The organism is Microbacterium gilvum (assembly GCF_039543865.1).
Taxonomy (GTDB): Bacteria; Actinomycetota; Actinomycetes; order Actinomycetales; family Microbacteriaceae; genus Microbacterium; species Microbacterium gilvum.
In genome coordinates this window covers 53,210-65,868 of record NZ_BAABKO010000004.1, presented here as the reverse complement: position 1 = coordinate 65,868, position 12,659 = coordinate 53,210, and the positions used below count along the sequence as shown (strand labels likewise).

Genomic DNA, 12,659 nt, shown 5'->3' with positions numbered 1-12,659 from the left:
CTTGACTCCTACTTGCGCTTCTTGCCGGCGTTACGACGACGAACGATGAGCTTGTCGCTTTCCTTGTTCGCGTGACGGGTGCGGCCCTCAGGCTGACCCCACGGCGTGACGGGGTTGCGACCACCGGAGGTCTTGCCCTCACCACCACCGTGCGGGTGGTCGACCGGGTTCATCGCGACACCGCGGACGGTCGGGCGCACGCCCTTCCAGCGCTTGCGGCCGGCCTTGCCCCAGTTGATGTTCGACTGCTCGGCGTTGCCGACCTCGCCGATCGTGGCGCGGCAGCGCACGTCGACGTTGCGGACCTCGCCCGAGGGCAGGCGCAGCTGGGCGTAGGGGCCGTCCTTCGCGACGAGACGCACCGAGGCGCCCGCCGAACGAGCCAGCTTCGCACCGCCGCCGGGACGGAGCTCGATCGCGTGGATCACCGTACCGGTCGGGATGTTGCGCAGCGGCAGGTTGTTGCCGGGCTTGATGTCGGCGCCGGCACCCGACTCGACGACATCGCCCTGGCGCAGCTTCTCGGGCGCGAGGATGTAGCGCTTCTCGCCGTCGAAGTAGTGCAGGAGCGCGATGCGCGCGGTGCGGTTGGGGTCGTACTCGATGTGAGCGACCTTGGCGTTGATGCCGTCCTTGTCGTTGCGACGGAAGTCGATGACGCGGTACTGGCGCTTGTGCCCGCCGCCGATGTGGCGGGTGGTGATGCGGCCCTGGTTGTTGCGGCCGCCCGTCTTGGCGAGCGGGCGCAGCAGCGACTTCTCGGGGGTCGATCGCGTGATCTCGGCGAAGTCAGCCACCGACGAGCCGCGGCGACCCGGGGTCGTGGGCTTGTAATTGCGAATAGCCATTGTTCTCTCCTCCTCCGCGGGTCAGGCGACGGCCGTGAAGATGTCGATGGTGCCCGACTTCAGAGTCACGATGGCGCGCTTGGTGTCCTTGCGCTTGCCGGTGCCGAAGCGGGTGCGGCGGGACTTGCCGACGCGGTTGATCGTGTTCACCGAGGCGACCTTCACATCGAAGATCTTCTCGATCGCGAGCTTGATCTCCGTCTTGTTCGAGCGGGGGTCCACGATGAACGTGTACTTGCCCTCGTCGATCAGGCCGTAGCTCTTCTCGGAGACGACGGGCGACAGGATGATGTCGCGCGGGTCCTTGTTGAGCGCGGTCATGCCGAGACCTCCTGGGTGGCGCCGGACTTCAGCGCGATGAACGCGTCGATCGCGGCCTTCGTGAACACGACGTCGTCGGACGTGACCACGTCGTAGGCGTTGAGCTGGTCGGCCGACAGGACGTGCACGTTCGCGAGGTTGCGAACGCTCAGCCAGCCGAAGTCGTCGGTGCGGTCGAGCACGACGAGGACCTTCTTCGAGGTCGTGACCTGTGCGAGGAAGGACGCAGCGGCCTTCGTCGAGGGCTTCTCGGCGCCGAACGCGTCGACGACGTGCAGGCGGCCGCCGCGGAGACGGTCGCTGAGCACGCCCGCGAGGGCGGCGGCGATCATCTTCTTGGGGGTGCGCTGCGAGTAGTCGCGCGGCTTCGGGCCGTGGACGATGCCACCGCCGGTCATGTGCGGCGCGCGGATCGAGCCCTGACGGGCGTTGCCCGTGCCCTTCTGCTTGAAGGGCTTGCGGCCGGCGCCGGAGACCTCGCCGCGACGCTTGGTCGAGTGCGTGCCCTGGCGAGCCGCCGCGAGCTGCGCGACGACGACCTGGTGGATCAGCGGGATGTTCGTCTTGACGTCGAACACCGAGGCGGGAAGCTCGACCGTGCCGGTCTTCTTGCCGTCGGTTCCGAGAACGTCGAGGGCGAGCGTGGAGTCAGCCATCTAACTCAGGCTCCCTTCACAGCGTTGCGGACGAAGACGATCCGACCGCGCGCACCGGGGACGGCGCCCTTGACGAGCAGCAGACCCTTCTCGGCGTCGACGGCGTGGACCGTGAGGTTGAGGACGGTCACGCGCTCGCCGCCCATACGGCCGGCCATGCGCATGCCCTTGAAGACGCGGCTCGGGGTCGACGATGCGCCGATCGAACCGGGCTTGCGGTGGTTGCGGTGCGCACCGTGCGAAGCCGAGACGCCCTTGAAGTTGTGGCGCTTCATGACACCCGCGGTGCCCTTGCCCTTGCTCGTGCCGACGACGTCGACGAGCTGGCCGGCCTCGAACGTGCCGTCCACCGTGAGCTCCTGGCCCAGGGTGTAGTCGGCGGCGTCCGCGGTGCGGATCTCGGTGAGGTGACGACGGGGCGTCACGCCCGCGGCCTCGAAGTGGGCCGTGAGGGGCTTGTTCACCTTGCGGGGGTCGATCTGGCCGTAGCCGATCTGCACGGCGTTGTAGCCGTCCTTCTCGACCGAGCGCAGCTGCGTGACCACATTGGGGGCGAGCTCGATCACCGTGACGGGGATGAGCTTGCCGTTCTCGTTCCAGACCTGGGTCATCCCGAGCTTCGTGCCCAGGAGGCCCTTCGAAACCTTGTTGTTGATGTCAGCCATGTCGGACCTCAGAGCTTGATCTCGATGTTGACGTCAGCAGGGAGGTCCAGGCGCATGAGCGAGTCGACCGCCTTGGGGGTCGGGTCGACGATGTCGATGAGGCGCTTGTGGGTGCGCATCTCGAAGTGCTCGCGGCTGTCCTTGTACTTGTGGGGCGAACGGATGACCGCCACGACGTTCTTCTCCGTCGGGAGCGGCACCGGGCCGACGACCTGAGCGCCGGCACGGGTCACCGTGTCGACGATCTTGCGCGCCGACGAGTCGATGACCTCGTGGTCATACGACTTCAGGCGAATGCGGATCTTCTGTCCCGCCATTGTCTGTCTCTCTTTCCGCGTCGTACCTCGGGGGCATTGGACGCACAGGCGCATGTTCGATGCCGCCCGGAGGCGGCTGATGCTGCACCGCTGTTCATCTGTCAGTCCGCACTCCTCCCCCGGAGGGGTGGAGGGGGGTGATGTCGTTCTGCTGCCCGCGGCCTAGATCCCTGCGCGTTGCCGCGCCGTCTATGCACTGCCCTGGCAGTGATCCGCACGCGCCGAAGCGCACGCCGGAATGTGGAACCTGTCTATTCTGCCATCCCGCCGATGTCGGCGCAACCCGGGCGTGTCGCGTCGCGATGCCAGTCGTCCGTAGGAGACGACGACGGGGGCGCATCCCTCGGATACGCCCCCGTCGTGAGCCAGGCTGGTCAGTACCAGCCGACGGATTCGGAGTGGCTCCACGCCCCGCACGGCGTGCCGTACGTTCCGGCGATGTAGCCGAGCCCCCACGCGATCTGGGTGGCGGCGTTCGTCTGCCAGTCGGCGGCGACGGAGCCCATCTTGCTTCCGGGGAGCGCCTGCGGGATGCCGTACGCGCCGCTCGACGCGTTGTACGCGCTGGCGTTCCAGCCCGACTCCTTGTTCCACAGGGCGACGAGGCAGGAGAACTCGTCCTCGCCCCATCCGTACTGCGACGACGCCATCTCGCGCGCGATCTCCTGCGCCTCTGCGGCCGAGGCCGTCGCGGCAGCGGGAGCGGGCACCTCGACGGCCTGCTCCTCGACGGGCGCCTCCTGCGCGGCCTGCTCCGCCGCCTCCTGCGCGGCCTGCTCTGCCGCGGCCTGCTCCGCCGCGGCCTGCTCCGCCGCGGCCTGCTCCGCCGCCGCCTGCTCGGCGGCGGCCTGCTCCGCCGCGGCTTTCTCCGCTGCGGCCTTCTCGGCCGCCGCCCGTTCGGCGTCCGCCTTCTCGGCGGCGTCCGTCGCGGCGACGACCTCCGCCGTCTCCGCCTCCGTCTCGTCGACCGCCGCCTGCACCGACGCGACGGGGAGCTTGTCGTACGCGCCCGCGGTGCGGATGTCCGCGGCCAGCGCCGTCGTGTCGACCGAGGCGTGCGCGCCCTCGACGGCCTGCTCCGCCGCCGCGATGGCGTCGTCGGCCGACGCGACCGTGCCCGCGTCCTCCGCCGCGACCGCGAGCGCCTCGGCATCGCGCGGCACGGGTGCGAGCTCGGCGGCGGCCGCCGCGACCGTGCCGCTCGCGACGGTCAGGCCGACGGCGAGTGCGGCCCCGATCGTCCAGCGGCGACGGCGACGGCGCTCCTTCTCCCGGCGGAGCAGGGCGAGGTGGTTCGGCCGCGGGAACGGCGTCAGCAGCGGCTCCATGTCAGTACCAGCCCGTCGACTGCGAGTGACTCCATGCGCCGCACGGCGTCCCGTAGACCGAGGAGATGTACGACAGCCCCCATGCGATCTGCGTCGCCGCGTTCGTCTGCCAGTCGTCGCCCGCGGTCGCCATCTTGCTGCCGGGCAGCGACTGCGGGATGCCGTACGCGCCGCTGGAGGCGTTCTGCGCCGTGTACGACCAGCCCGACTCCTTGTTCCAGAGCGAGACGAGGCACGAGAACTGGTCGTCGCCCCATCCGTACTGCTCGGAGGCCATCGTGCGGGCCGTCTCCTGCGCGCCTTCCACGGTGTTCGCGGCGGCGAGCGCCTCGGCGGCGGCGGCTTCCGCAGCCGCCTGCTCCTCGGCGGCCTTCTGGGCGGCGGCCGCGGCCTCGGCCTGCACCTGCGCCGTCTCCGCCACGACGGCGTCCGTCTCCTGCTCGGCCTCGTCGACCACGCCCTGCACGGTCACGACGGGCAGCTTGTCGTAGCCCGCGAGGGTGTGCACGTAGGCGCTGAGCTTCGAGGTGTCGACGGAGGCCTCGGCTGCGGCGATGGCGGTCTGCGCCTCGTCGATGGCCGCGGTCGCGGCCTCGACGGTGTCGGAGTCTGCGCTGGCAGCCGTCACGGCGTCGACCGCGCGGGGGCCGGGCTCCGCCGCGGCGGCGGCGACGGTTCCGCCTGCTGCGCTCACGCAGAGCGCGAGCGCCGCGCCGATCGCCCAGCGGCGGCGGGAGCGGCGCTCCTTCTCCTTGCGGAGCAGCGAGAGGTGGTTCGGGCGTGGGAACGGGGTGAGAAGGGGCTCACCCGCTTCGAGATCACGGGGCAATGCAACGTCCTGTCATGGGGCTCGACAGAGCCGGGGGCAGACCGGTGTCGGGGTGCACCGGCCGCGGCGGCGTTCGGGCGCCGGCCACAAGACGAAGACCCTGGGCGCCGAATCTGGGCGGTTCCTGCGTGGGAGCCCGGAACGGGGTGCGCGGCGCCCGCGCGGCACCGACCTCCAGGTAACGGAAAGGTAACGGCAGATCCGCGTCCTGACGCGGATCGCGCGGTCGTGCACACCGGCGCGCGGAGACCGACCTCCGAGTCCCCTGGAAATCCGCTGTGCCGCTCGGTTTCCGGCGCCTTCGCGGGGACTAAAGCAGGCGCTCCGCCTCCAGGATGGCGCCGACGGCGTCGATCTCGGACGGGAGGAGCGCGCCGAGCGGCTCGGACGTGCGCGGCGAGTCGATCGCTCCGCGCAGCCACATCGCGGCCTTGAACGACCCGAGCGCCGCCGCCGTGGCGCCGATGCGGCCGCGGTCGGCGACCTCGACGATGCGGAACAGCCGGATGAGCCGCTCCTGCTCCGCGCGGGCGGCGGGCAGGTCGCCGCGCGCGACGGCGTCCGACAGCCGCACGTAGCCCTGGGGATCGACGTTGCCGAGCCCGGGGACGATGCCGGCGGCGCCGAGCTCGAGCGCGAGGTCGGCGAACAGCTCCGATCCCGTGAGCGCCGGCACGTCGCCCAGCGCCCCGAGCGCCCGACGGAAGCCCGCGATGTCGCCGCTCGAGTCCTTGAAGCCCGCGATCGCCCCGTCCCCGGCGAGCTCGCGGAGGACGGATGCGGAGAGCGGCACATGCGTCGCCGACGGGATGTCGTATGCCACCACGGGGATGGACACCGCCGCCGCCACCACGCGGAAGTGCCGCGCGATCTCCGCGGGGTGCGGGGCGATGTAGAACGGCGGCGTCGCGACGACCGCATCGGCGCCGGCCTCCTCGGCGCGCTCGGCCTGCCGGACGACGCGCGCCGTGCCCGTGTCGACGACGCCGGCGAGCACGGGGACACGGCCGTCCGCCGCGGAGACCGCGACCTGCAGCGCGCGGACGCGGACCTCGTCGGAGAGCAGAGCGACCTCGCCCGTGGAACCCGCGACGAAGACGCCGGACGCTCCGGCGGCGACCTGCTCGTCGACGACCCCGGCGAGGCTCGCCTCGTCGAGCGCGCCCTGCGCGGTGAGGGGAGTGACGACGGGGGGCACGACGCCGTGGATCATGCGTCGCACCCTAGCGGATGGCCGCGAACACGAGGGGTGCCCGCCCCGACGCAGACGGCACGGGGCCCCCGCTTTCGCGGGGGCCCCGTGACGTCAGCTCAGCGCTCGTTGCCGACAGCGCCGTCGAGGTTGTCGCGCACCTCGTCGATCTTGCCGTCCACCGAGTCGGGGAGCACCTTCTTCGCGAAGTCGGCGACGCCGCCGAGCACCTTGTCGCTGATGTCCTCGGCCTGGTCGCTCTTCAGCGCCTCGTCGACCTTGTCCTTGTTCTGCTCGTACAGGTCCTTGCCCTTGTTCACGAGGTCGTCGAGACCCATGTCACCCTCCTCCACGGCACCGGCCATCGGCACCGCGCTCATTCTGGCATCACGCCGTGGACGAGCGGAAGAGGGCGCGGAGGGCGGGATCCCCGGGGAGCGTCAGGACGCCGTCTCGCCCGGGAACAGGGCCGCCTTGCCGGTCTTGAGCAGGATGACGATGTCGCCCATCACGCTCCAGTTCTCGACGTAAGACAGGTCGAGGCGCACGCTGTCGTCCCACGAGAGCGTGGATCGTCCGGACACCTGCCAGAGGCCCGTGATGCCGGGCTTGACGAGGAAGCGCCGGTACACGTGCTCCGCGTACTGGTCGACCTCGCGCTGGATGGGCGGGCGCGGGCCCACGAGCGACATCGAGCCGCCCAGCACGTTGAAGAGCTGCGGCAGCTCGTCGAGGCTGAACTTCCGCATCACCCGGCCGACCTTCGTCACGCGCGGGTCGTCCTTCATCTTGAACTGGACCTCGTTGCCGTGGTCCTGCTGCGCGATGAGCTCCTCGAGCAGGTGCTCGGCGCCCACGACCATCGAGCGGAACTTCAGCATCTGGAACTCGCGCCCGTGCCGCCCGATGCGCGTCTGCTTGTAGATGACGGGACCGGGCGACGACACCTTGACGACGAGCGCGAGCACGAGGAAGACGGGGCTCAGCAGCGTCACGATGACGAGCGATCCGAAAAGGTCCATCATCCGCTTCACGAAGCGCTGGCCGGGCGAGAACCGAGGCGTCTCCACGTGCATGAGCGGAAGGCCGGCGACAGGGCGCATGTGGATCCGGGGGCCGGCGATGTCGGTGATGCTCGGCGCGAGCACGAGGTGCTGACGCCCCGCCTCGAGCGCCCAGGACACCTGCTTGACCCGCTGCGGACCGAGCTCGTCGGTGCTCGTGATGACGATCGTGTCGGCTCCCGTGACCTCGATGGCGCGTTCGACCGAGCCCACGGATCCCATCACGGGGATGTCGGTGTCGGTGAGCTGGCCGGCGACGCGGCCGGTCGGGATGCACGCGCCGACGATCCGGTAGCCCGCGCCCTTCGAGCGCTTCAGCTCACGGGCGATGTGCGCGACGGATCCCTCGGAGCCGACGAGCAGGACGCGTGCCGAGTACTCCCCCGTCGCGCGGCGGCGCGCCAGCCACCTGCGCCAGAGGAAGCGCTCGAAGAAGAGCGCGAGCACGCCCGTCGGGAGCGCGATGAGCAGGTAGCCGCGGGCGATCTCGACCTTGAGGAGGAACGCGGCGATGGCGATGACGCCGAACAGCATGAAGCTCGCGTCGAAGATGCGCTTGTACTCCGCCGTGCCCACGCCGATGACGCGGTCGGATCGCGTGTCGTTGAGCGCGAGCACCATCATCCACAGCAGGACGACGACGCCGGAGAGCAGCGTGTACGACGTGAGGCCCGGCCACGTCGGGATGGGCATGGCGATCACGGTGTGCATGCCGAGCCAGCTCAGCTGCGTGCCGAACACGACGATCGTGAGGACGATGAAGTCGGTGAGGCGGAGGAATCCCGCGTAACGGCGCCGCCAGCTGTAGGCGGGAGGGGCGCTGGCCGCGACGACGGGCACCTTGCCGCTCGCGGTGCGCAGCACGGCGGGGAAGTCCGTCGGTCCGGTCAGCGCGCTGTGGACGGCCGCCGCGGCGGACGAGTCCGCCGGGCCGGCCCCGGATGCGCGCGTGATCTCGGTCGTCAAACGTCTGCCCCCGGTCGATCGTCGTACGGATTGACTGACCGAGTGTACCGCGCGGAATATCTCCCGCCGGTATCACCGCGCTCACGCAGGGCAGGACTCCCCGTCAGCCGCAGGGCGTGACGGTGCCCGTCGTCGTCTGCACCATGGGCGTCGTCCGCAGCGCGAGGGGGCCGAAGTCGCCCTCCCCCGAGAACGTCGCCGTGACGGTCGCGAGCTCCGACGGGTTGAGGTACGTCTCGAACCAGGCGACCGGCCGGTCGAGGTCGACGACGTCGTCGCGCTTGAGCGCGACCTCGTCGCCCTCCACCGACACCGACTCGACCGTCGTGCCGGGAGGGCCGTAGACGTACACCTGGGTGCGGAACGTGGTCGGCCCCCAGTCGAGGTTGCCGCTCTTCACGTAGTCCGGCAGCGCGTCGGCCGCCTCCTGCGTGATGTCGAGGTGGAGGGTCGTCGTGACCTGCACGGTGGAGCCCTCCGCGGTACACGTCTGCGTCGCGTCGACGTTCGACTTCATGTAGTAGTCGATCTTCGACGCCGACTCGTCGCGGAAGAAGACGCCCACAGTCGTCTGGTCGACGTTGTCCTTCGGGAGGATGCCGGCGACGCGCTCGCCCGCGATCTGCGTCTGGACCTCGTCGTGCGAGGAGTGGAAGAGGATGTTCCCGCCCTCGATGCCGTGGTTGATCGCCCACAGCATGGACTGGATGTCGAAGTCGCCCGTGGAGACCTTCGCGAACACCTGCTCCGCGACGCTCGCGAAGAAGTCGTCGACGACGGCCGGGTCCTCGTAGCTGTTCCATCGGCTGTAGACGTCGCTGAGGAGCAGCTGCGCGGCGTTGCCGCTGTCCATGACGTCGCCCGTCGTGAGCGTGATGGGACCGGTCGCCTCGAGGATGTACCCCAGTGCGATGGGATCGATCGAGGCGACGCCGTCGATCGTGTCGTCGGCGATGTCGCGCTGCCAGAACCTCGTGACGATGTCGGCCATCGTCGGGAAATCGGGTCGCGACGACGACGTGTTGATGTGGTGCACGAGGTAGTCGCTGTAGAGGTCGATGGCGCTCTGGTCGACGTCGGCGTCGACCGGCACGAACTCCTGGTAGTCGGCGCTCGACGCCTGGTTCGCGATCGCGAGGTTGCCGGAGTCGGCGGTCATGAGCGTCTGCGAGGCGGCGGAGCCGCCGAGGCCCACCGACTCGGCGTTGTTCTGGAAGACGAGCAGGTAGTTGCGTGCCCCGTTGGCGCCGAGGAGCTCGGGGCCGTACTCGAACGCGGGGGCGGCGACCTGCATGACGGAGTCGACGAGGTTGACGCCCGTCTGCACCTGCGGGATGAGCGCGCCGGAGTCCTTGACGGCGGCGATGCCGTCCGCGATGCGCACGACGTCGTCGGTGGAGTCCTCGAGGAGCGGCAGCACGCGGGCGATGATCGACTCGTCGGTGTCCTTCGCCATCTCCTCGAGCGCGGGCGTGCCGATCTTGTTCGTCACGACGTCGAGCGCCTCGGCGGCCAGGCGGACCCCCCGCAGGTTCTCCCCCGCCCACGGGACGAACTCGGCGAGCCGCCACACGGGGTCGACCGACACGGCGGCCGCGGCCGCGGCGTGCTCGCCGAGGATCGGGACCGACACCGGCAGCGTGCCGCCGTCCTGGATGTGGTTGACGACGCGCTGCGCCGCCTCGAGCTCGCTCTTCACGATGAGGGCGCGGGCGCCCAGCCAGACCACGGCGAGCAGCAGCACCGACACGGCGATCAGGATGCCGTTGCGGATGCGGCGCCGACGGCGGCCTCGGTCGGCGCCGTCGGCGGAGGGCGGCACAGGGGGCTCGGCGGGCGGGCGGGTCATGTCGAGGCGCTCCGTCGGGGTCTCGTGGGCCGCGGGCAGGATGGTCGTGGCCGGCTCTGCGGCGCCGGACTCCGCGGGCGCACCGGACACCGCGGGCGCACCGGACGCGGCGGGTGCCGACGCGGTGGCGCGGCCGTCGTCGGGCCCCGTCACGGCCGCGCGGTCGAGGATGCCCCCGCGCGGCTTCCCGAGCTCGAGGCGCGCGGTGGCCGCGGCGTCGATGCCGGTCGCGTAGAAGCCGGCGACCTGCGTGGGGTCGGCTGCGCGCGCGGCCTCTGCGGCCTCGCGCGCGCGGCGCTGCTCGCGCCGGCTCTGGGGCGCTCCGGAGGCGCCGTCCTGCGTGTGGGGCATCCCCTAACCCTACGGAACGTTCTGGGAGAAAACCGCGATCACTCCTCCGGACGCGCGGACGTCTCGGAGGGCGACGGCGTCGCGGACGGCGTGCCCGTCGGCTCCGGCTCGTCGGCCGTCGAGAAGTCGCCGGCGAGGAACACCGCCTCGCCCGTGAGCGGCACCGTCACCTGGCCGTCCTCCGGCTGCAGCGTCGTGACGGCGCCCGACGCGTCGGTCATCTCGATGGGCCCCGACGCGGTGTAGGTCGCCGTCGCCTCGCCGTTCAGCGTCCACGCGACGCGCACGCCATCCGCCTCGTCGCCGAACAGGAACGAGAAGCTGCCGTCTCCGATGTCGTCCGCGCCCGCCGCAGGTCGCCCGCCCAGCTGGTCGATGAGCAGCGCCTGCGTGAACGCCGCGGGCTTCGGGGCGGCCGTCGCGACCGACTGCGCCTCCTGGTAGAACATGCCGAAGTTGCCCTCGTGGTTGTTCGCGTCGGTGCTGTCGTCGACGAGGTCATACCAGTAGTACTTCTCGACGCCGTTGGCGAGGCTCACGACCTGCGCGGCCACGACGTTCTGCGCCTGCACGTCGAGCGAGCGGGCCTGCCCGAGCTCGTTGCCCGTCGTCCATCCGAACTCGGTGATCCAGATCGGGATGGTCGACCCCGCGCCCGCGTTCATGTTGTTGTTCGCGTCGGAGATGGCGGCCGCGACGTTCTCCGGCTGCTGGTAGTAGCTCGGGTTGTAGGGGTGGAAGCTCATCGCGTCGGAGTGCGCGAGCGCGTCGGTCTGCGACCACAGCTGCGCGAACCACGGGCTGTCGTAGTTGGCCGTCGACCCCGATACGACCGGCACCGACTCGTCGACGTTTGCCTCCACGGCCGAGATGAGCGGTGCGTAGCACGAGGGCGCCGTGCCGCATCCGCCCGTGTTGAAGCGCTCGTGGTTGAACTCGTTGAACACCTCGAGCCCGACGACGTCGAACCGGTCGGCGATGGCGCCGGCGTACCGCCCGTAGGCGTCGAGCGCGGTCTGCGAGGACGGCGGGTTGCCGCCGTCGTAGAGCGGATTGCCGTAGTTGACGATGCCGAGGAGGCCGATGCCGTGGGCGTGCATCTTGTCGAACTCGGTCGTGTAGTGCTCGCTGAAGCTGTACACGCCGGGCGAGGTCTCGTTCTGCTCCCAGAGCACGTCGTTGCGGGCCGAGCCGAAGCCGACGGAGGAGAGGATGTCGGCGGCGTCGGCGTACCAGTACTGGTCGACGTGCGTGATGGCTCCGATGCGCTCGTCGGGGGCGATGCGGGAGCCCTCGTAGTCGACGACGGCGACCGGGGTCGACACGCTCGCCCCCGACGCGTCGGCGACCGAGACGGTGTAGTAGCCCTGCGTGACGCCCTCGAGCGGAACCGACGAGACGCCGTCGCGGAGCGCGGCCGTGCCCTCGGCGGCGACCGAGCCGTCCTGGCGCGTGACGGTCCAGCTCGCGTCGCCCGCGCCCATCCGCACGCCGAGCGCCGCGCTGTCCTGGCGCAGCACGAGGCTGTTGTTGAGGATGCCCCAGTCGGCCGTGACCGACTCGAACGAGGGGTTCGGGACGACGTTCTCGCCGCCGTCGGCGGAGAGGATGACGTCGTCGACCCCGAGGCCCGTGACGGGCCCGTCGATCTGGATGGCGACGGTCGTCTCGGTCGCGCCGGCGGGCGCCGTGTACTCCCCCGTCACCTCGGTCCACGTCGCGTCGAGCTCGGGCAGCTCGATGCGCGTCTCGCCGACGAGGATGGCGGCGGAGACCGGCTCGGGGAGCGTCGCGAGCTGCCGCACCTGGGCGGAGAACGCGTACGTCGTGCCCTCCTGGACGGGGGCGGTGGTCGTGAGGGCCGCGACGGGCGCGTCGACGACGGGCGCGTCGACGTACGCCGCCGTCTCGCCGCTCGCGGCATCGCCCGTCTGCGCGCCGACGTCGGCGATCTGCGCCGGCGAGGCGCCCGTCCATCCGTCGACGGCGCCCTCCACGGGCGTCGACACGGGGAGCTCGACGGGCTCGGGGGTCGGCGTCGGGGTGGGCGTGGGCGACGGCGAGGCCGTCTCCGTCGGCGTGGGCGTCGCGGCCTCCGTCTCGACCGGAGCGGGCTGCTGCGTGAGCGAGAGGGCGAGCGCGGCACCGCCTCCCAGCACCGCGACGGCGCCGACGGCGCTCGCGGTGATGATGGCGATCTTCTTGCGGTTCCGGCGCGGTGACATCGGCCTGTCCTTCCCCCGAGGGCTGTCGATGCGTCCATCCTCGCATCC

The 12,659-nt window shown here is 70.9% G+C and carries 12 protein-coding genes; all 12 read right to left on the bottom strand.

Annotation, left to right across the window (positions count from 1 at the left end):
* Positions 1–8 precede the first annotated feature (8 nt).
* The 12 genes from rplB to ABD998_RS11405 all read right to left on the bottom strand — a co-directional run bounded on the left by rplB (position 9) and on the right by ABD998_RS11405 (position 12,611).
* A complete protein-coding gene (gene rplB / locus ABD998_RS11460) occupies positions 9–848 on the bottom strand; it encodes a 50S ribosomal protein L2 (RefSeq protein ID WP_345439228.1) in 840 nt (279 codons plus the stop codon).
* Between the two features lie 21 nt (positions 849–869).
* On the bottom strand, positions 870–1,169 hold the full coding sequence (gene rplW / locus ABD998_RS11455) for a 50S ribosomal protein L23 (protein ID WP_345439226.1): 300 nt from the start codon (positions 1,167–1,169) through the stop codon (positions 870–872).
* Positions 1,166–1,825, bottom strand: a complete 660-nt coding sequence (gene rplD, locus ABD998_RS11450; protein WP_345439224.1) for a 50S ribosomal protein L4 — start codon at positions 1,823–1,825, stop codon at positions 1,166–1,168. The genes rplW and rplD overlap by 4 nt, the downstream gene beginning before the upstream one ends.
* A gap of 5 nt (positions 1,826–1,830) precedes the next feature.
* Positions 1,831–2,490 carry a 50S ribosomal protein L3 gene (gene rplC, locus ABD998_RS11445; protein WP_345439222.1) on the bottom strand — a complete coding sequence of 220 codons (660 nt, stop codon included), beginning with the start codon at positions 2,488–2,490 and terminating at the stop codon, positions 1,831–1,833.
* A gap of 8 nt (positions 2,491–2,498) precedes the next feature.
* Positions 2,499–2,807, bottom strand: a complete 309-nt coding sequence (gene rpsJ, locus ABD998_RS11440) for a 30S ribosomal protein S10 (RefSeq protein WP_156242027.1) — start codon at positions 2,805–2,807, stop codon at positions 2,499–2,501.
* 374 nt (positions 2,808–3,181) lie between these two features.
* Complete coding sequence (locus tag ABD998_RS11435; protein ID WP_345439220.1) at positions 3,182–4,135, bottom strand: aggregation-promoting factor C-terminal-like domain-containing protein; 954 nt, start codon at positions 4,133–4,135, stop codon at positions 3,182–3,184.
* Position 4,136: 1 nt separating this feature from the next.
* A complete protein-coding gene (locus ABD998_RS11430; RefSeq protein WP_345439218.1) occupies positions 4,137–4,964 on the bottom strand; it encodes an aggregation-promoting factor C-terminal-like domain-containing protein in 828 nt (275 codons plus the stop codon).
* 310 nt (positions 4,965–5,274) lie between these two features.
* Positions 5,275–6,177: a dihydrodipicolinate synthase family protein gene (locus ABD998_RS11425; protein ID WP_345439216.1), complete on the bottom strand. Its 903-nt coding sequence runs from the start codon at positions 6,175–6,177 to the stop codon at positions 5,275–5,277.
* Positions 6,178–6,275: 98 nt separating this feature from the next.
* Positions 6,276–6,494: a hypothetical protein gene (locus tag ABD998_RS11420; RefSeq protein ID WP_345439214.1), complete on the bottom strand. Its 219-nt coding sequence runs from the start codon at positions 6,492–6,494 to the stop codon at positions 6,276–6,278.
* Positions 6,495–6,596: 102 nt separating this feature from the next.
* Positions 6,597–8,186: a sugar transferase gene (locus ABD998_RS11415; RefSeq protein WP_345439212.1), complete on the bottom strand. Its 1,590-nt coding sequence runs from the start codon at positions 8,184–8,186 to the stop codon at positions 6,597–6,599.
* A 103-nt stretch (positions 8,187–8,289) separates the two neighbouring features.
* The gene (locus ABD998_RS11410; RefSeq protein WP_345439210.1) at positions 8,290–10,386 is read right to left on the bottom strand and encodes a DUF4012 domain-containing protein; all 2,097 of its coding nucleotides are present in this window, start codon (positions 10,384–10,386) and stop codon (positions 8,290–8,292) included.
* A gap of 38 nt (positions 10,387–10,424) precedes the next feature.
* Positions 10,425–12,611, bottom strand: a complete 2,187-nt coding sequence (locus ABD998_RS11405) for a glycosyl hydrolase (RefSeq protein ID WP_345439208.1) — start codon at positions 12,609–12,611, stop codon at positions 10,425–10,427.
* Between the last annotated feature and the right edge of the window lie 48 nt (positions 12,612–12,659).